Raw genomic sequence first — 17,547 nt, forward strand, 5'->3', positions numbered from 1 at the left:
GCTTGCGGCTTGCCGTACCGGGCAGCCCGCACGCGTTGCCGAGCCGTTGATGCAGGCATCAGCAGTGCCCCGGTCGCAGCAGCAGGGCAGGGGGCTCGGACAGGGACCGCCCGGAAACCATCGAAGGGGCCGCTCAGGAGATCATCTGCAGCGGACTCCCACAGGTTCTCGCTCTGCCCGTTGAACAGGATCGAGGTCTTGGCCTTGGCGAGCGCGATGTCGATCGAGCCGAGGATCGCGCCGTCCATGCGGGCGAACGCGGGCAGGTGTCCGCCGCCGTCGACGGCGATGTTCATCGGGACGCCGATCGCCACCGCCCGGGCGCGGGTCCTCTCGACCATGGTCTGGGCCGTGTCCAGGTTGATGATCACGGGGGTTTGCCCCTGTCGTCAGCGGTGCGAGTTCGTGGTGCCTCTGGCGGGAGTGTCGATCTGTTCGGCGATCCAGGAGGCTGCGAACGTGGTCCAGGCCGTCGCGTCGCCGGCCCCTCGGGCGAGCCCGAGACTGTGGGGGCCGTGCGCGAAGACATGGACGGTGTGCGGGACGTCGTGCGCGGCCAAGGCCGCGGCGAGGCGGTAGGTGTGTTCCGGAGGGACGTAGATGTCCTCGGCGGTGTGCCACAGGAAGAACGGTGGTGATGGGGCGGTCACGAGCTTGTCCAGCGATGTCTCACGCCGCAGGTCCGGCGAGGCGTCCTCGCCGAGCAGGATGATCCGAGAGGGCCGGTAGGTCTCGGTCTCCATCGACGTGATCGCGTAACCGAGTACGGCGAACTGGACCGACTCACGCGAGTCGGCGGTCGGCGCGAGCGCGGCATGCCCGGCCAGGTGCCCTCCTGCGGAGAACCCGATCAGACCGATGCCCTCGGCGCCCTGTTCGCGGCGGCGCCGGATCTCGGCTCGCAGCGCCAGCAGGGGCTCGGGATGGCGCGCATGGAGCGGGTACCGGAACACGCTCGCCGAGATGCCGAGCGCACCGAGCCAGTCGGCGACCGGCTCCGCTTCGTGTGCCGCGTGTGCGGCGTACCCGCCACCGGGAAGCACGATCATATGGATTGCTGCAGCCTGGGCCGCGTCGATGTCTGCGCGGCCGGACCGCGTCGGTTCGTGTTGACTCCTCACCGCTGACCTCCGCATTCGCCCATGGACGGCGTCGCCGGGCTGCTCCCATGAGACCGTACCCAGGTCATCAGCCGGCCGGACGCCCCGACACCACGCGAAAACGTGAGCGCGCAGATCTGGCGTACGGCGGCCCGTCGGGGAAGGCCCGGTGCCAAGGTTCTGCCCTGCGGCGCGGTGTCGGCGTCAGGAGCCCCAGCGGGAGGCCCGCGCCGCGAGTTCGAGGGCGGTGACGGCGCCGGGTTCGCCGCGCTCACGGAGGAATTCGCCCGGGACGGTGTAGCGGGCGCCGGCCTGCGGGGAGCGGGCCGCCTGCCGCACCACGTCGTCGACCAGCACGGTGGCCATGTCCAGCCGCGGATAGCGGCCGTGCAGCGCCTCGCCCTGGGCGTCGGTGACGAACTCGGTTCCGAAGCCGATGTCGACTCCGATGCCCCGGCGGGTGAGGTAGGCCAGCACTCCACGGCGTTCGGCGATGCCGTCCGAGGTGTGCAGGGCGATCGCCTCCCACACCGGGTCGGTCCGGTCGGCTCCATAGCCGTGCTCGGTGAGGAACCGGGCGGCCATGTCGGCGCCTTCGACCTCGAACCGCGCCTGGCCCGGAGCCGACGGCGAGGCACCGAGGTCGTGCAGGACGCAGGCGTGGAAGAGGAGTTCGGCGTCGAAGTCGATGCCCGTCTTCAGCCCTTCGTGTTCGGCCAGCAGCGCGGCGAACACGTAACTGCGGATGCTGTGGTTGGCGACCGGCTCGCTCTCACACGACAGAACGAGCTCGACGGCGGCACGGGCGACGGGAGTGTCCGGGAGTGCCGGCAGGAGGCCGGCTTCAGTGTCCATGAGACGACCGTAGGCGCGTACCGGACCCACCTGTCAGTGGCACTCGTGCCATATAGCGATAGAATCATGCCATGACGGGTCGGGCATCAGGCGGGACACACCACGTGGTCGTGGTGGCCCTCGAAAACGTCCTCGCGCTGGATATCGGGATCCCCTGGCAGGTCTTCGGGAGCTGGCGGGACGGCCCGTACACGCTCACGGTCTGCACCGAACGGCCCGGCCCCGTCCCGATGCACGGAGGGCCTGCGCTGTCCGTCGCCCACGGTCTGGACGCCCTGGAAACCGCAGACACCGTGATCGTCCCGGGCTACCTGGAGCCCGACGGGCTGGAGCCGGACGTGCCCGGCGCCGAGGTGACCGCCGCACTGGCGGGAGCGGCAGCCCGCGGCACCCGCATGGCGTCCATCTGCACCGGCGCGTTCGCCCTCGCCGCCGCCGGACTGCTCGACGGCCGCCGCGCCACCACGCACTGGCTGTACGCGCAGGCGCTGGCCAGACGGTACCCCCAGGTGACGGTCGTGCCCGAGGACCTGTACATCGACGAGGGCCAGGTGCTCACTTCAGGCGGCGTATCCTCCGGCCTGGACCTCTGCCTCCACCTCATCCGCCGCGACCACGGCCCCCGCCTGGCGAACCAGCAGGCCCGCCTGCTGGTGGCCGCCCCGCACCGCACCGGCGGCCAGGCCCCGTTCATCGACCTGCCGGTGCGAGCCGAGCCGTCCGACAGCCCCGCGCTGTACGACTGGGCCCTGCGCAACCTGCACCAGCCACTCACCGTCGATCAGCTGGCGCACCAGGCCGGCATGTCCCGCCGAACCCTGATCCGCCGCTTCCACACCGACACCGGCCAGCCCCCCATGCGATGGCTGCTCGACGCCCGGCTCGCCCGCGCACGCGAACTCCTCGAAACCGGCGACCTCACAGTCGAAGCCATCGCACGACACTGCGGCCTGGGCACCCCGGCCAACTTCCGGACCCTGTTCAAGGCACACGTCGGAGTACCGCCGCGCACCTACCGCGAGATATTCAACTCTGCGGCTGTGAAAAGCCGTTGACCCTCTGCTCCTGGTAGGCCGCCACCGGTCGCGAACGCACCTCTCCGCACCACGCACACCGGCGGCCCGTGGATCCGCTTACCGCGGGAGCATGACGTCCCAGTGCGCGACGGGTCGCCCGTCCGCCCCGCGGGTCGACGTCACGCCCGGCAGTCGGACGTCGTGGCCGCCCAGCGGCTTCGGCGATACCCACCTGAGCCCTCGGCGAGCCGGGGCGGCGGGCGGGCCTTGGGGGTCGTCGTCGAGCTCTAAACCTTCGTCACCGAGGTCCGCCCACCGTTGTGACCGCCTACGGTAGCGCCGCATCCAGCCGTCGACCCGTCGTAGCGCGTCGGGCACTGCGTCCGGGCGGCGGTGCCGGGTCAGCCGAGTGCGCGGTCGAGGTTGAAGGCGGCGCTGATCAGGGAGAGGTGGGTGAAGGCCTGGGGGAAGTTGCCGAGTTGTTCTCCGGTCGGGCCGATCTCCTCTGCGAACAGACCGAGGTGGTTGGCGTAGGTGAGCATCTTCTCGAAGGCGAGCCGGGCCTCCTCCAGCCGGCCTGCGCGGGCCAGTGCCTCGACGTACCAGAAGGAGCAGATCGAGAAGGTGCCCTCGGGGCCGTGCAGGCCGTCGGGGCTGGCGGTCGGGTCGTAGCGGTAGACCAGGGAGTCGGATACCAGGTCCGTGGTGAGGGCGTCCAGGGTGGAGAGCCACTTGGGGTCGGTGGGCGAGATGAACTTGGCCATCGGCATCATCAGCAGCGAGGCGTCCAGGACGTCGTCGTCCAGGGCCTGGACGAACGCGGCCCGCTGGGCCGACCAGCCTCGCTGCATGATCTGCCGGTAGATCGCGTCCCGGGACTCCCGCCAGCGGGGCAGGTCCGCCGGCAGGCCGCGGCGGTTTGCCATGCGTATCGCCCGCTCCAGTGCCACCCAGCACATCAGCCGTGAGTACACGTAGTTCCGCCGGCCGGCCCTGGTCTCCCAGATTCCCTCGTCGGGCTGGTCCCAGTGCTCGCACAGCCAGTCCACCACGGCACCGACCTCGTCCCAGCGGTCACTGCTGATCGGCTGTCCCCACTTGTCGTAGAGGTAGATCGAGTCGATCAGGGCTCCGTAGATGTCCAGCTGGAGTTGGCCGGTGGCGGCGTTGCCCACCCGGACCGGTGCGGATCCGAGGTAGCCCTCCAGGTGCGGCAGCTCGTACTCGGGCAGCTCGCTGCGCCCGTCGATGCCGTACATGATCTGCAGCGGGCCGGTCGCACCGGTGCCGGACATGATGCCGCGCTCGCCGAGGAACCCCATGAACGCCTCGGCCTCCGAGGTGAACCCGAGGCGCAGCATGGCGTAGACGCAGAAGGCGGCGTCGCGGACCCAGACGTAGCGGTAGTCCCAGTTGCGCTCGCCGCCGATCTGCTCGGGCAGGCTGGTGGTCGGTGCGGCGACGATCGCACCGGTCGGCGCGTAGGTGAGCAGCTTGAGCACCAGAGCGGATCGGTTCACCGTTTCCCGCCACCGCCCGTGGTAGCGCGAACCGGACAGCCAGTGACGCCAGAACCGGACGGTCGCATCGGCCTGCTCCTGCGCCTCGGCACGCGGACACGACCGAGGGGCCACGTCGTCGCCGATCTGGTCGAGGGCGAACACGTTGGACTCGCCCTCGAGGAGCTTGAAGTGCGACCACACGTCCAGGCCGTCGCTCTCCAGGGGTGCGGTGGCGGTCAGCGCGAGCGTCAGTGAGGGGGAGCGGAACACCGCCGTGTGGCCTTCGAGGTGCGTGGTGTGCGCTTCGGCGCCGTAGCCGAAACGCGGGGCGATCCGCGCCCTGAAGGGGAGGGTTCCGCGGACGCAGATCACCCGCCGGATCAGCCGGTGTCGGGCCGCCTCCCGCGAGTCGTCGACCACGGGCATGAAATCCTGTATCTCGGCCACGCCGTCTGCGGCGAAGAATCGTGTGATCAGGACGTTCGTGTCGGGGAAGTAGAACTGCCGGGTGCGGGTCGGGACCTCGGCGGCCAGCTCGAACGAGCCGCCCCGATCGGCGTCGAGGATGGACCCGAACACGCTGGGTGCATCGAAGCGCGGGCAGCAGTACCAGTCGATGGTGCCGTTCGTGCCGACCAGGGCGGTCGTTCGGAGATCGCCGATCAGGCCGTGTTCGGAGATTGGTATGTAGCGGCTGCGGTCGGCCTGCTCGAAACCAGTCGTGTCGAACGCCATGTCGGCCTCCCTGCCGCTGCGGCGCGGGCCTGGAGAAGAACCTCCGCATTTCATGCTAGCCCGCTACCCGAGGAATGGGTCTGGAGGAGCCGTGCGGACAGGACTCGGCGGTCGGCTGGTTTCAGGCAGCCCGCCGGCACCTCTCGGCGTGCACGGCAGCAACCTCGACGTTCGCCGTCACGCCCTCCGGCGCCGCGTCCGACACCCCATGGGTCACCAACCTGCCCGGCGCGGTCCCCTTCGGGTTATTGCTCGCAGCGAAGACCGGCCGTGATCGCCCTGCTCATCGCGATCGCCGCCATCCGGGTCCACCGTCAGGAACGCACCGGTGCGGTGCCCGGTCCGGATCGCGTTCGTCGAAGACGTCGAGAAGGTTGCGACGGATGAGGTCGGCGACACTGCTGGTCATGGGTGTTCCCTTGGGGTGAAGTCGTGGTCGTCGAACATTCCGGCGAGTTAGCGCTTCGCCGGAAATCGCCTGGTCAACTCCGCTCTGGAAGCCTCATCAAGCTGGACTCCGGCGGCGTCGAGGTTCTCGGCCAGGTGAGCGCGCGTGCGGGTTCCGGGGATGAGAAGGATGTTGGGCGCGAGGTTCGCGGCCGGAGTAGACCTCGTCCCCGGCGAACCAGCGTGCCCGCACTCCCAGCTCAAGCGCGTGGGCAACCATGGCCGCGGTCTGCTGCGGCTTGGTCGCGAACATGATCTCCTCCGGGACACCGGCCGCTTCGCGGCGTTCCTCGCCTCCGGCCCAGTCCCTCGGGAGATACAGGGTCCGGTCGATCACCACCCTCGCTGTCTCGGTGACGGCGGCGAGGTGGACGGCGACCTGGCACAGGCCGACACCCTTGAGCGCGCCGGAGTACTGACGGCCAGCTCCCACGCAGCCGGTGGAGGACTTGGCATCACCGGTCTCGTCCGCGACCAGCACCACGTCCTGACCTGCGAGTTCACGCACGACAAGGCGGGCGACCTCCTCCCTGGCCCGATCGTGGTCGAACCTCGCCCTCGACAGCAGGTGCTGCAGCCGGTGCGGACCGGGATGTCCCAGAGCCTGGGCCAGCGTCCAGCAGTTCCGGGTGTCCACCTCCCTCAGCAGCCCGCTGATCATCGCCGCTGCTGTCGCGCGTGTCTCAGGCCGCGCGAAGCAGTCCTCGATCATGTCCGTCGCCGCCCCGAACACCCGGTCCCAGACGGTCTGGGCTACCGTGACCTCCACGGCCACCGCTTCTTGAAACGTCGTCACAAACATTCATGATCACGGTGACCGTACCCGTACCCTCATCCGGCCCCTGCAGGCAGCTGACCAGCACAGACACCAGAACTACAGCTGCCGTGTCAGTGCTCGGAGATACTGAGCAGGGTCTCCAAGAAGTCAGAGATCACCGTCGAGTGGTTGATCTGGATGAACCAGCGGGCTCCTTCTTCGATGTGCCAGCCAGCGGCGCACAGGCGGGCGGCGAAGGGCTGGTCGAGGGAAAGGGGGGAGGCCGCGTTGAACATGACGGTGGCGCCGTGCGTCCAGTCTGCTCCCGGTGCCGAGTGCAGGGTGCGCGGGTGGGTTAGGTCCTGGTCGGTCAGATGGCAGGCGATGATCGTCACGCCCTGGGCTGAGATGCTGGCCAGGGCCTGGGAAGGGTTGCCATCGGTGGACTGCCCGTCGCTGACGAGCACGAAGGTGGCGGGCGCTTTCGCCGGTCGGTTGGCGAGTTCGGCCTCGAACCGGCTAGCGATGCGCTCCATGGCCTGACGCATGGGGGTGCTGCCGTACACGAATTCCTCGATGCCAACGCCTCGATGGTTCGAGGCGTCGAGTCGGCGCAGCCGGGTAAGCACCTCCTCCACGGGCAGGGTGGTGTCGATCGCGTCGGCGGCCTCGAGCACAGTGGCCGCCACAGTGCGCCGTATCTCCTGGAGGGTCTGGGCCGGGGATACGTCCGGGTCAGGCGGGGTCGCGAGACGTTCCAAGAGGGTGCGTGCCTGTCGCAGGTTGGATCGGACGCTCATCAACTCGCCCCTGTTGGAGTGCGCCATGCGCGCGGTGACCAGGGGATGCTCGACATAGGCGGTGCCAAGGTGCTTGCCCTGCCGGCTGTCGCGCACGCTCTGGACGGCTAAGTTGATCTCCCCCTGCGATGCGCGCGGCACCAGTTGTGCGAGTTCCTCTGCGAGCCAGGGCTCGGCACGGAGGCGTAGGACGAGTCTCTTGATCTGCTCAGGCTCGGGGAGGAGTTCGCGGGCCAGTAACTCCCAGCCACCTCGGCCTTGCCGGTTCGCGATCTGTGCCAGCTCGTTGTCCCAGTCGGTGGCCTCGGGTTCGCGGGCCAGCGCCGGCGCCGCAGACTCCGGAGAAGGGAAGGAGGCTGACTGATCGGAATCGGCGGTAGCTGCTGCAGCCGGTGCCTCGTCGTCGCAGCCCTGTACGGTGGCGAGTACGGATAGCAGGTCGCAGACGACGGGGAACGTTTCGGGCGACGCATTGCCGCCACCGAACGCGAAGATCGCCTTGAAGACATCAATGACACTGCGCACCAATGCAGCTCCGCTGCCATCGTCTGGCACTCGCAATCCGAATGCGTACGCGAACACGTCCGTGGACGTCGACATGCCGGACGGGTAGGCGGCGTCGAGGGCCGTGAGTCCGCGCGTTCGGAGGCGCGCGACGAGGTCCTGCAGAGCGCTGACCCCCGTCGTCTGCTGCGCATCGTTGTTTTCGATGCTCTCTCTCATGGATGCGGACACGTCGAAAGCGAGCCCGAGTAAACCGGACAGTGGAAGCTTCTCGGGTGTTGCGGCTGTCATAGACTTCCTTTGCATCCTGTTGCGGCGCCCACCCTGACGGCGCTCTGTGCGAATCGGCTCAGTCCCAACCCACAAGGGGAGGCCATGAACGAGTCACGGCGATCGACGACTGAGCCATCGGTCGAGCACCCCTTGATTCTGGGGCTGTTGATCGATGTCTCGGCTTCCATGCGTACTCTCATCGTGGGACCGGGCGCGGGGCCGGGTCAACAACGCATCGAGAGCGTAAGGTCGTCGATCGACCAGCTGATCGAACGGGCCGCCGCGTACTGTACGACGGAGGCTGGGACGGCGATCGCTTCACGCATCAGCCTGTTCGCCTTCGGATTCGGCTTCGGGAACCCGCGGTCGTACCTGACAGGGTGGAAGGGGTCGGCGGTGCAGGACCTGCTTGCCCTGCCGAAGGCATCCGAACCGTTGATCGGCATCGACCGGCTGGCAAGCGACTGGCGGTCCCACCAGGCGCACATCACCTCTCTGGGGCGACACATGTTCGGCGCCACCCCCATGCTGGAGGCATTTCAGACCGCGCAGGAGCGACTGCGGGTGGCGCGGGAAATGAAGTCCGTCGCTGACCAGCCAATCCTGTTCGTCTTCTCCGACGGCGAGCCCACCGGCCCCGGCACCCCCGACGACATCGCCGCGACTGCGCAGGAACTGAAGGACACCGGTGTGTTGGTTGCGTGCTGCCTGCTGACCTCCACTCCGGTGGGCACCCGGCGGCGACTGCACGGCACCATCCAGCCCGACTGGCCTCCCGCGGCCCGCCTGATGTTCGCCTGCGCCTCGGTGCTGGAGGAGTACTCGCCCTACGCGGATCATCTGCACGAGCACCGCTGGCAGACCGAACCCGGCAGCAGGCTTTTCGCCGCCGTCACCAACTCCGAAGACCTCTCCACCTTCCTCGACCTCGCCCTCAGCCGCCTGCGCCCCACTGAGGTCGCCACGCCCACACCGCTCGGGACCGGTGTGCCACAGCATTCGACGACGCAAATCACGATCCACGGCCCGGTCAACGCGATCCAGACCGCTCCCCAGGCCCCCGCGACTTCCCTCACATCACCGGAGCGGCTGGCCCCCACCAGGGGCGGTCCGACCGAGAACGCCATCAGCGACGGCACCTTCTCCGGCCCCGTGGTCCAAAGCGGCACCATCGGTCAGGTCTCGTTCCATCTCCCGGCAGCACCGAAAACCGACGAGGACGGCCAGGGGGACCAATGATCCCCCCAGCAGGTCTTCGTGGTCAGGCCACCGCAGGACCGGCCGATGGCATGATGGGCCGGTTCGCCGGCCGGGCCCCGTTACCTTCTTCATGGCCTCGCAAGGAGGCTTCCGGCCTTCGGTATTACTTGCCCCAGTCGATGAGATGGCAAAGGTGGTGTCGCCGGTGCTGGAGGCATTGGCAGACCGCTGAATAGAGGCACGAGCGCCGCCCTAGCCCGCTTTCACCTTCGGAGCGCCAGCGCCGGATCCACTTGTGGGCCGTGGGCCGGGAGATGCCCATCTCGGCCGCGACATGCGCGACCGGGCGGCCGGAGCGGACATGGTCGATCAGCCCTGCGTGGGCGGAGGGGCTGTGCCGTTGCCAGGCGCGGTGGGGGGCGGGCTGGGAAAGGTGATCTCGGAGAAGTCCCTGCCCATCAGCACCGGTCCCGAGAACGAACCGCCGCTGATCGTGCTGTTCACCTCGCCGTCACCGGTACGCACCCGCTTCGCCTGCTCGTGCCAGTCCTGGAGCCGCGTGGCGAAGTCATCGTCGACGACGGCGCGTACCGCCAGCGCTGTACTCAGCGCCTGCGCCCGAGCCGGGTCGGCCGGCGCCTCCTCCAGCCGGACCAGCTCCGCCTCTCCTGAACTCGGCAGCGACGCCGGACTGCTGGGGGAGTCGTCTTGAGAACGCTGGAAGGGGCGCCGTACCAGAGCGCTTAGCCTCGTCCAGGCCTGTCGGCCTGCCTCACCACCGAAACCACCTGCCAACGCCGCCAACAGCGCCACCGAAACTGGATCCACTTGTCGCCCCCTGTACGCGCACCTTTACCAAGAGTGGACACACTACGAGTGCTCCTGGTTCCTCCGCAGGCTGGTTGGGCAATCGCCCGCGACGTAAGTCCATTGAGTTGCCGGACCGCATGCAGCGCTTGATCGGGTCCAGGGAAACGCCGATGCGGAAATCGGAGACGTTCGTGTCGGCCCAGGAAAGGACCCGGGTGCGAAGCCTGTGACAGGTGGGGTTGCCGTTCATCGGTGCCTCTCTGGGGAGTGCACCCACGATAGAGGGTCGACACATGACGGGTTCATGTCGGACTCTGCGTCGGGCGCGGAGCCGCCGGGGCCCGGTCGGTGGCGATGTCACACCGAGGTCAGGGCCGCCGCACCGAAGGAGACGCCGAAGCGGTCGCACCAGACGGTGACGCTGCTGAAGTCGGCGAGGTTGACGTCGGCCGGGATCTCGTGGTTCTGGTCGCTCTTGTTGCCCTTGAGCTTGCCCAGGCTCACGTACTTGCCGTCGTCGAAGACGGTCCAGCCGGCGGGGCGCTCCTTCCCCGGGGCATCGGTGAGCGAGACGCGGAGGTCCGGGCCGTTGCTGGTGTCGAGGTGCTCCAGGCGGAGGGTGTGCGAGCCGTCGGGGAGGCGGATCAGTTTCGCCGTGCCCGTGGTGGCGTGCTCGTGACTGATGAGGGTGCCCTGCGCGAGGACGGCTCCGAGGTGATCTTGCCCTTCCACTTCAGCTGGTACGAGGACTCCGCGTCGTAGATCGCGGCGTTCATCATCGCCGCCGCCCGCGCCATCGGGACCGGGCCGCCGCCGACCCTGCGGAAGATGTTCTGCAGGACGTCGTTCGGTGGCCACTCGAACAGCTTCGGGATCACTGACCACAGCTTCGCCAGCAGCGCGGGCACCAGCACCACCCCGAGCGTGACGTGTACGCCTTGAGTGAGCCGGTAGGGCCAAGTGGGCGAAGTCGGCCACGAGAAGAGATGGAAGCCCAGCCACCCCTTGTCGAGCGTCTGGTCGTTGACCGGGGCGAGATCCGGGTTGTACGCCGCGTACGACAACAGGCCAGTCACGAAAAGGATCGTGACGCCGAAGAGCAGGATCAGGCCGAACACCGAGGTCAGCCACGGTCCCCTGAGCGGGCTGCGCCAGAAACCCGGACGCGTCGGCCCCGGCGGCGGCCCCGCGGCCATGGCAGCGGCCCAAGCGGCGGGCAGCCGCTCGAGCGGCGTGGTCCGGCGTCGTCGGAACTGGGTTGCGCGGGCTTGTTGTTCCTGCCGCGGTCTGTGCGTGGACCTCGGGCTCATCAGCGGGCTGCGGTGTCGGCGGCCTGCCCTCGGACCGGTCCCGCTCGCCAGGTTCCTTGGCAGCGCCCGTCTGGTGGCACTCGTGCTCGTGGGAAGTGGTGGGTCACTCCTGGGCTGGCGGTAGGCAGGCGGTTTGCCCTTCCTGGGCGGCTGTGCGCAGTGCTGAGATGACGGCGGTGGTTGTCGGGTTCGCGTTCTCTGTGTGGCGGGTCGCGGCGAAGAGGAGGCGTTGGATCGGGTGGTCCGCGATGGGGGCCGTACGGATTCCTGGTGTGGTCGGGTCGATGGCCGTGTGGGGGACGAGCGCGGTGGCGAGGCCGGCTCGAGCGAGGGTGAGCTGGGCGGCGATGTCGGCGGTGACGTAGCGGGGTCTGGGTGTGAAGCCCGCCCGGTGGCAGCCTTGCAGGATGGCTTGTCCGCAGTCCGTGGTCGGCGGTGGTACGGCGAGGTCGTGCGCGGCCAGTTCCTGCAACATGACGGGCCTGCCGTCGCCATGGTCGGCTGCGGTGACGACGAGCAGCGGATCGTCGAGCAGGGGTGAGACGTTGATGCCCCGGGGTGTCGCGTCCGGCAGGTGATGATAGTGCTGTCCCAGCACCACATCGACGGTGCCCAGTGCGAGTTCGCGTAGCTGTGCCAGGTCGGTGATGAGGCAGGTCACTGCGAGCTGCGGGTGGCATGAGCCGAGTGCGGTGAGAGCGGGGGCCACGATCCTGGTGACGGTGGACGGCAGCGCGGCGAGCGTGGCGGTGGCGCCGACCGCGCCCTTGACTGCCGCGATGGCGCTTTCGGCCTCCTCCATGGCTGCGAGGATCCGGTCGGCGTGTTCGAGGAGGACACGGCCGGCCTCCGTCAGCGCGACGGTTCGCCCGTCGGGGCGCAGCAGGTCGACTCCCACGTCGCTTCTCAGCGCGGCCAATTGCTGGGACACGGCACCGGCGGTCAGCGCCAGGGAGTGGGCGGCCGCGGTGATGGAGCCCCGGGCGGCGACGGTCTTGAGCATGTACAGGCGGCGGACATCGAGCATGACTCGATAGGATAGCTAAAAGATTCCATCAGAAAAACACCTCTTGACCTACTGAGTTGTGGTCGGCGACCTTCAGGACATGGAAATTTCTCAGTGCATTGCCGCTGTGGCCCGCCCCATCCACGACTTCGGTGACGAGTTCATGTCTGACGAGGCGACCGCCGAGATCGGTCTGCGTGCCGGGTTCGCTCCAGGCCGCGGCTTCTACTGCCGCGGACGCTTCGGAGTGCTCGGCGAGGCACCGGTCACGGTGGTCCAAGCGGTACAAGGCTTCCTCGGCACCCGGCTCGTGACGACAGGCTGGCTGGCGGGACAGCCCGTGATGCCGGCGCAAGAGGCCGCCGCCTGCTACGCGCGGGCTGTCCGCGCGTGGGGGCGCGCGCACATCCCCGCCGACGCCGACGTGGAGCAGTTCAACCACCTGGCACAACAGCTGATTGATGCTGCCGACGCCGACGCACTGCCCCTGTTCGCCGGCTGGCGCGCGCAACCGTGCCCTGACGACGACCCGGCCGGCGCAGCCATGCAGCGCATACACGTACTACGCGAACACAGGGGCGCCTGCCATCTGGCGGCGGTGCGCATGTGTGGGCTGAGCGCCCAAGCCGCCATGGTCATCAACCTCGGAGTCGAGCAGGCAGCCCGCTACGGCTGGCAGGACCCGCAGCCCGTCGACGCAGCCCAGATCCCCCGACGGCAACGTGCCGAGCGGATCACCGACGAGATGCAGATGCCGCTCTACGCCCGTCTGACTATCCGGCAGCGCACCGAGTTCGCTCAGCTCGTGGAGGCGCTGACCGCCCCCTGACGAGCGGGTCGGCATCGCTATCAGCGACCTGAGCGCGCACTTGGCCAGCCGGGCCGAGTAGGTCGTGTGGGCAGTTCCACTGGTCTTCGGGATGTGGCCAAGGGTGGGGTGCCGGCTTCGGCGCGAACGCCGCCCACCAGGACATGGTGAACGCGTGCAACCAACACCCCGACCAGGTATTTCGAGCTCGCGAGCTGCACGAACTCCTCGGCATGCCCACCGGCGAGGCGTCCGTCAACATCACCCGCAGCCGCCTCGGTCGCCTCACCCGCCAAGGCTTCCTCACCCAACCCGGACGAGGCCGCTACCAGAAACGGACTTAACGGCCTCTGAGCCCAGCGAGCTACCGAGCTGCTCCACCCCGCGTCGATGAACCCCACCCTGCGGCACCGCCCGGCCCGTGTTCGACCGGCTTTCGCGCAGGGTGCCGGCCAGCGGGTTGCTCTCGGGCGACGCCGGTCTCCTTTACGAACACCTTGCCGCCCACAGCGTGTTCCGGCATGCGGCTCTCCCCCGGGGATCCGGCCCGAGATCTTCGACCCGTGCAGATCAGCGGGTACGAGCCTGCGCCCTGTCAGGGGCGGGCGAGGCGGGAGCCGATCCGGAACCGCATCTCGCCCGCGGCCCGGCGGATGTCCTCGCCTTGCTCGCTGTCATCGAGCAGTCCGAGGAGCACCATCAGCGCCCGCGCCTCGTCTTCGCTGATCAGTTTCAGGCGCGGCTCGGTCACGTCATCGAGCAGGGTGGCTCTGTTCACGAGAACGGGCTCTGGCTCAACCTCTGTGGTGCGGCGAGGTTGCCTGGCACGGCCCGGCATGCGAGCGGGGGAACCGGCAGCTCAGCGCGTTGCGCAGAGTCGAGCGCATCGGCACCTGACCCGGCACCACAGAAGTTGAGCCAGAGCCCGAGTTTCGACAGCACCCGGGCCTGGGGGCGTTCTCTCTGACCAAGGACTCGGCGATGGTGAGCCGGGCAGGGTCGCGCCGTGCTGGGCTACGTGTGGACCTGCCACGAACGGTCTGCCTCAGCCCGCGCCACTTCGGCGTCGTACTGGCTAGCGTCAAAGTGGAACTCCGGCGGCGGGGGCGCGGGGGTGTGCGGAACCTCCCAGTCCGACCACTGCACGATGTCCCCGAATCGCTGCACGACGACGCACAGGAATCCGCAGCAACCGCCGGTGCACTCGGGTTCGCCCAGTTCCAGGCGCCGTGCCTCGCTGGTCGCCCGCAGGAGGCCGGGCTGACCGGCAGGCAGCACGTCAGCCGCGAACGGCCCACGGCCGCCCTCATAGACCGCCCCTTCGACCACGTCCTCACCATTGACCCAGAAGCGCAACTGGGCAGCGAACCGGGGTCCCGGCGGCAACACCCTGATCTCCAAACGATCGAACATCAGACCAGCCTATGGGGTGGGCTGAAGTCGGTGCGCGGCCCAGCCTCCATCCGGCCGGCGGGGGCGATGACGAGGTACCTCCCGTTCTCGTGAACATCGACCACAACCTGGACGGGATGCCTCCCGAAGTCGTGAACCTCTGCCGTCGGAACTCGGGTTCTGGCTCAACTTCTGTGGAGCCGCGCCCAGCGGCCTCGTGCTTGCGGCGGGCCAACGCACTGACCTGCTTTCGGCGGACCGGCTGACGGAGGCCCTTGGGGTGCCGCTCCCGATCCTCCGGCCGAGGGTGACCGCCTCGGCGGTCGGCCACCTCGTGAGGGCCGGTCTCCTGGTCCGTCTCGGCAGGGACACGCAGTTCCCCGACGTCCACCCGGATCAGGTGGCCGCGCTCGCCCGCCGCCGGGACCTGCCCGCCCTCCTCGACCGGCACGTCCCCCTCGGCCCGGACCAGGCCGCGCGCCGGCTCGGTGTGCGCCGCACCGACTTCGACCAGGTGGTCAGGCTCGGGTGGTTGGCCCCGGTCGGCTCCGTGGACGTCGACTACAAGCGGCAGGGCGGGGTGACCACGGTCCCCCTCTACGACGCCCAGGAGATCGCTCTCCTGGAGGTGGTCCGCCCTTCCGTTGACTGGCGGGCCATGCGCACCGTCACGGCTGGCCGCCGCTCTCCGCTCGCCGGCCTCCGCCCAGTCGCCCCCGGCGGTGACCGGGTGTTCTTGGCACGCCGGAACGGCGCCGGGCAGAAGGAACCGCCCGGCGGGTTCGGCCACGAGCCCGACGATCACGGGCTGGGCAGGTCCCGGGGCCGGTTCACCACGAAGATCCATCTGGCGTGCGAACAGGGCCAGAAGCCGTTGTCACTGCTGGTCACCGCAGGTCAGCGAGGGGACAGCCCGCAGTTCGAACCGGTCCTCGAAGCCATCCGCGTGCCCAAACCGGGCGGTGGGTGCCCCAGACGCAAACCCCTGCGAGTTCGGGGAGATAAGGCGTACTCCTCGCGCGTGAACCGCTGGTAGTCGCGACGATTCCCGTATTGAGCCCGTTGGCGGGCGGCCTGCGCGCTACGCTGAAGATCACGCCGTGCCGACAGGAGTGTGCGGACGAGGGCAGGTGTCCCAGGCGCTCTGGACAGCACCTGACCGCACGAGGTGCCCCCGCCGGCCGGCAGGGGCACCTCGGCGACGTTTTCACCACCTGCGCCGCGCCCCGGCCAGACGCGCATACCGCCGCCGGTGCCGCCCTGGGTGAGTTCGGCTCGGCGCCCTGACCACAGCAAGGCCCGGCCTTGTTGATCACTGTTGCCACTGCCTTCATCAGCGGTGCATACTCCGCTGCGCTCATCGAGGCGGCAACGCAAACAGGCAAGGCGGCAGGAACAACGTGCTCATACTCATTTCCATAGGCTCGCTCGCAGCCCTCGGCTGGCTCCGCTACGGTCTGCTGCCTCTGCGGCTGTTGAATACTCGGCTGCCGGGACCCGACCTCGTGCTGCAGCGCACTCTGAAAGCTGCCGGGGAGGGCGAGTGGAAGTCGGCGGCGCAGCTCCTGGCCGATGCCGGCAGGGACTGGGATCGCCGCGCGTACTACGCACAGCATCTGTCCCACTCGGCTGCACATGACGGTGACGCGTGGCTGCGCACGTGGACTGCAGCTCGCCCCGAGGACTCTGATGCTGCACTGGTCAGCGCGTGCGCCCGTGTCGAGCACGCGTGGAAGACGCGCGGCGGACAGCGCGCGAGTGCGACATCCAGTGAACAGTTCGAGGGTTTCCACCGCGAACTGCTCGGCGCCCGGGAAGACCTCGCGCGTGTCGCGGCGATGAACCCCGAGGACCCCACTCCGCTCGCCAAGGAAATCTGGGTGGCACTCGGACTCGGATATCCCATGGACACGACGCGCTCGCTGTGGGGTCAGGTGACCGAGCGGGCCCCCCACATCTACTCGGCTCACTTCGGCACCCTGCAGTTCATGTCCAAGAAGTGGCGCGGATCCCACACCCAGGCTAAGGAGTTCGCCGCTCGGGCCGCGCAGGACGCTCCGCTGGGCAGCCTGCTCAAGCTCCTGCCGCTGAACACGTGGTACGAGGAGCACGAGGTCTTCGCGGAGGAACGCCTGACCTCGGACGCCTTCCGCAGCCGGCATCTCATCGCTCTGGTCGACGCCGCGCTGGAGGACGCCGCCGCGGCCGAGAGCCACCCGGAACTGCCGTCGGCTCGCCACACGCTCGCGTACTTCCTGCTCCGCCAGGGCCGCTACAAGGAATCCGTGGCCCAGTTCCGTCATGTAGACGGTTACACGCACGGACTTCCCTGGCGATACCAGGCGTTTCCGAGGCTCTCCTACCGCTCCCATCGCACGCGGGCGATGTGGGGAGCCCTGCTCCTGCGCCGCTGATCCCATGCGGCGGGCCACCTGTCATCTGTCATCCTGTCGCTGCTGCGAGCATCGTCGGTATGAGTACCGCAGCCCTCACCCCACCCTTGCCCGGCCGCCCCGATCGGGCCCATCTCTTCCCGGACCAGGCCCAGGGCAGCTCGACGGCGCCCGGCCAGGAGGTCTTGGCCGGGCGCCGTCATGGGCACTGCTGTTGGGCTTGGTGTTAGCCGATGGTGAGGAAGCTGTTCCAGCCGTCCTCGTCGCGCCCGGCTGCTGCTCCGAGGGCGGAGGCTCCGCCCCAGAAGAGCCACTGGTTGCCGAGTGTGTCCACGGACCAGACGTCGGGGATGCCGTCTCCGTTGGTGTCCGGGGACCCGAGGAGCATGGGAACTTCGGCGCGGCTCCAGCCGGTCGTGGCGTACGTGCTGTCCACGCCGCCTTCGGACTTCGCCGCGGATTCCGCGTCTACATCGCGTCCAACCTGGATGTGACCGCTATCGCGGCCCACGGGTAATCACATATCGGACATTCCCCAGCATCCAGCGCCCGGCCCCGATGTCACACCCCACCCGGGAGATCACGAGCTACGAAAGTCTTGAATGAGCCTTTGACTGGGCAGATTCCGGCGGCGAGCAT

General features: G+C 68.7%; 14 protein-coding genes and 5 pseudogenes. 5 read left to right on the plus strand and 14 right to left on the minus strand.

Annotation, left to right across the window (positions count from 1 at the left end; all coding sequences use genetic code 11):
• Positions 1-158: 158 nt before the first annotated feature.
• The 3 genes and pseudogenes from OG299_RS40055 to OG299_RS40065 all read right to left on the minus strand — a co-directional run.
• Positions 159-371, minus strand: a pseudogene (locus OG299_RS40055) (GlcG/HbpS family heme-binding protein); the annotation flags it as partial.
• A gap of 18 nt (positions 372-389) precedes the next feature.
• Positions 390-1,049 carry an alpha/beta hydrolase gene (locus OG299_RS40060; RefSeq protein ID WP_327364378.1) on the minus strand — a complete coding sequence of 220 codons (660 nt, stop codon included), beginning with the start codon at positions 1,047-1,049 and terminating at the stop codon, positions 390-392.
• Between the two features lie 255 nt (positions 1,050-1,304).
• Positions 1,305-1,955: an HD domain-containing protein gene (locus OG299_RS40065; protein ID WP_327364379.1), complete on the minus strand. Its 651-nt coding sequence runs from the start codon at positions 1,953-1,955 to the stop codon at positions 1,305-1,307.
• A 71-nt stretch (positions 1,956-2,026) separates the two neighbouring features.
• On the opposite strand from OG299_RS40065, the gene OG299_RS40070 reads away from it, so the two are divergent.
• A complete protein-coding gene (locus tag OG299_RS40070; protein ID WP_327364380.1) occupies positions 2,027-3,010 on the plus strand; it encodes a GlxA family transcriptional regulator in 984 nt (327 codons plus the stop codon).
• Between the two features lie 362 nt (positions 3,011-3,372).
• On the opposite strand, the gene OG299_RS40075 is transcribed toward OG299_RS40070, so the two are convergent.
• From OG299_RS40075 to OG299_RS40085, 3 genes and pseudogenes are all read right to left on the minus strand, one after another.
• Positions 3,373-5,208: a glycoside hydrolase family 15 protein gene (locus OG299_RS40075; RefSeq protein WP_327364381.1), complete on the minus strand. Its 1,836-nt coding sequence runs from the start codon at positions 5,206-5,208 to the stop codon at positions 3,373-3,375.
• Between the two features lie 586 nt (positions 5,209-5,794).
• Positions 5,795-6,451 (minus strand): annotated as a pseudogene (locus OG299_RS40080) (IS701 family transposase); the annotation flags it as partial.
• 92 nt (positions 6,452-6,543) lie between these two features.
• Positions 6,544-8,007, minus strand: coding sequence for a VWA domain-containing protein (locus OG299_RS40085; RefSeq protein ID WP_327364383.1), 1,464 nt, complete (start codon positions 8,005-8,007; stop codon positions 6,544-6,546).
• An 84-nt stretch (positions 8,008-8,091) separates the two neighbouring features.
• Between OG299_RS40085 and OG299_RS40090 the strand changes: the two genes are divergently transcribed.
• Positions 8,092-9,228: a vWA domain-containing protein gene (locus tag OG299_RS40090; RefSeq protein ID WP_327364384.1), complete on the plus strand. Its 1,137-nt coding sequence runs from the start codon at positions 8,092-8,094 to the stop codon at positions 9,226-9,228.
• 202 nt (positions 9,229-9,430) lie between these two features.
• Here the strand turns inward: OG299_RS40090 and OG299_RS40095 are convergent.
• The 5 genes and pseudogenes from OG299_RS40095 to OG299_RS40115 form a co-directional block, all read right to left on the minus strand.
• Positions 9,431-9,562 (minus strand): annotated as a pseudogene (locus OG299_RS40095) (helix-turn-helix domain-containing protein); the annotation flags it as partial.
• Complete coding sequence (locus tag OG299_RS40100; protein WP_327364385.1) at positions 9,559-10,002, minus strand: hypothetical protein; 444 nt, start codon at positions 10,000-10,002, stop codon at positions 9,559-9,561. The pseudogene OG299_RS40095 and the gene OG299_RS40100, both read right to left, overlap by 4 nt.
• A 354-nt stretch (positions 10,003-10,356) precedes the next feature.
• Complete coding sequence (locus tag OG299_RS40105) at positions 10,357-10,884, minus strand: DM13 domain-containing protein (protein WP_442817566.1); 528 nt, start codon at positions 10,882-10,884, stop codon at positions 10,357-10,359.
• Positions 10,815-11,195 (minus strand): annotated as a pseudogene (locus tag OG299_RS40110) (molybdopterin-dependent oxidoreductase); the annotation flags it as partial. The gene OG299_RS40105 and the pseudogene OG299_RS40110, both read right to left, overlap by 70 nt.
• 217 nt (positions 11,196-11,412) lie before the next feature.
• Positions 11,413-12,336 carry a LysR family transcriptional regulator gene (locus OG299_RS40115; protein WP_327364386.1) on the minus strand — a complete coding sequence of 308 codons (924 nt, stop codon included), beginning with the start codon at positions 12,334-12,336 and terminating at the stop codon, positions 11,413-11,415.
• Between the two features lie 79 nt (positions 12,337-12,415).
• Between OG299_RS40115 and OG299_RS40120 the strand changes: the two genes are divergently transcribed.
• On the plus strand, positions 12,416-13,144 hold the full coding sequence (locus tag OG299_RS40120; RefSeq protein ID WP_327364387.1) for an SCO6745 family protein: 729 nt from the start codon (positions 12,416-12,418) through the stop codon (positions 13,142-13,144).
• Positions 13,145-13,718: 574 nt separating this feature from the next.
• On the opposite strand, the gene OG299_RS40125 is transcribed toward OG299_RS40120, so the two are convergent.
• Together OG299_RS40125 and OG299_RS40130 are read right to left on the minus strand one after the other, a co-directional pair.
• On the minus strand, positions 13,719-13,901 hold the full coding sequence (locus OG299_RS40125) for a hypothetical protein (RefSeq protein ID WP_327364388.1): 183 nt from the start codon (positions 13,899-13,901) through the stop codon (positions 13,719-13,721).
• A 236-nt stretch (positions 13,902-14,137) separates the two neighbouring features.
• Positions 14,138-14,536 (minus strand): hypothetical protein, encoded by a 399-nt coding sequence (locus OG299_RS40130; RefSeq protein WP_327364389.1) that lies wholly within the window; start codon positions 14,534-14,536, stop codon positions 14,138-14,140.
• Positions 14,537-15,323: 787 nt separating this feature from the next.
• Between OG299_RS40130 and OG299_RS40135 the strand changes: the two are divergent.
• A pseudogene (locus OG299_RS40135) lies at positions 15,324-15,545 on the plus strand (transposase); the annotation flags it as partial.
• A 370-nt stretch (positions 15,546-15,915) separates the two neighbouring features.
• Positions 15,916-16,929, plus strand: a complete 1,014-nt coding sequence (locus tag OG299_RS40140; RefSeq protein ID WP_327364390.1) for a hypothetical protein — start codon at positions 15,916-15,918, stop codon at positions 16,927-16,929.
• Between the two features lie 205 nt (positions 16,930-17,134).
• Here the strand turns inward: OG299_RS40140 and OG299_RS40145 are convergent, their stop codons facing one another.
• Entirely contained in the window at positions 17,135-17,344 is a 210-nt protein-coding gene (locus OG299_RS40145; protein WP_327364391.1) for a hypothetical protein, read from the minus strand.
• Between the last annotated feature and the right edge of the window lie 203 nt (positions 17,345-17,547).

Origin of the sequence: Streptomyces sp. NBC_01296 (assembly GCF_035984415.1) — a bacterium.
In the GTDB taxonomy this organism is placed as follows: Bacteria; Actinomycetota; Actinomycetes; order Streptomycetales; family Streptomycetaceae; genus Streptomyces.

Excerpts from the sequence above, each read along its gene's own strand:
- OG299_RS40060 (WP_327364378.1), bottom strand. The coding sequence starts at position 1,049 with ATGATCGTGCTTCCCGGTGGCGGGTACGCCGCACACGCGGCACACGAA.
- OG299_RS40065 (WP_327364379.1), bottom strand. The coding sequence starts at position 1,955 with ATGGACACTGAAGCCGGCCTCCTGCCGGCACTCCCGGACACTCCCGTC.
- OG299_RS40070 (WP_327364380.1), top strand. The coding sequence starts at position 2,027 with ATGACGGGTCGGGCATCAGGCGGGACACACCACGTGGTCGTGGTGGCC.
- OG299_RS40075 (WP_327364381.1), bottom strand. The coding sequence starts at position 5,208 with ATGGCGTTCGACACGACTGGTTTCGAGCAGGCCGACCGCAGCCGCTAC.
- OG299_RS40085 (WP_327364383.1), bottom strand. The coding sequence starts at position 8,007 with ATGACAGCCGCAACACCCGAGAAGCTTCCACTGTCCGGTTTACTCGGG.
- OG299_RS40090 (WP_327364384.1), top strand. The coding sequence starts at position 8,092 with ATGAACGAGTCACGGCGATCGACGACTGAGCCATCGGTCGAGCACCCC.
- OG299_RS40115 (WP_327364386.1), bottom strand. The coding sequence starts at position 12,336 with ATGCTCGATGTCCGCCGCCTGTACATGCTCAAGACCGTCGCCGCCCGG.
- OG299_RS40120 (WP_327364387.1), top strand. The coding sequence starts at position 12,416 with ATGGAAATTTCTCAGTGCATTGCCGCTGTGGCCCGCCCCATCCACGAC.
- OG299_RS40130 (WP_327364389.1), bottom strand. The coding sequence starts at position 14,536 with ATGTTCGATCGTTTGGAGATCAGGGTGTTGCCGCCGGGACCCCGGTTC.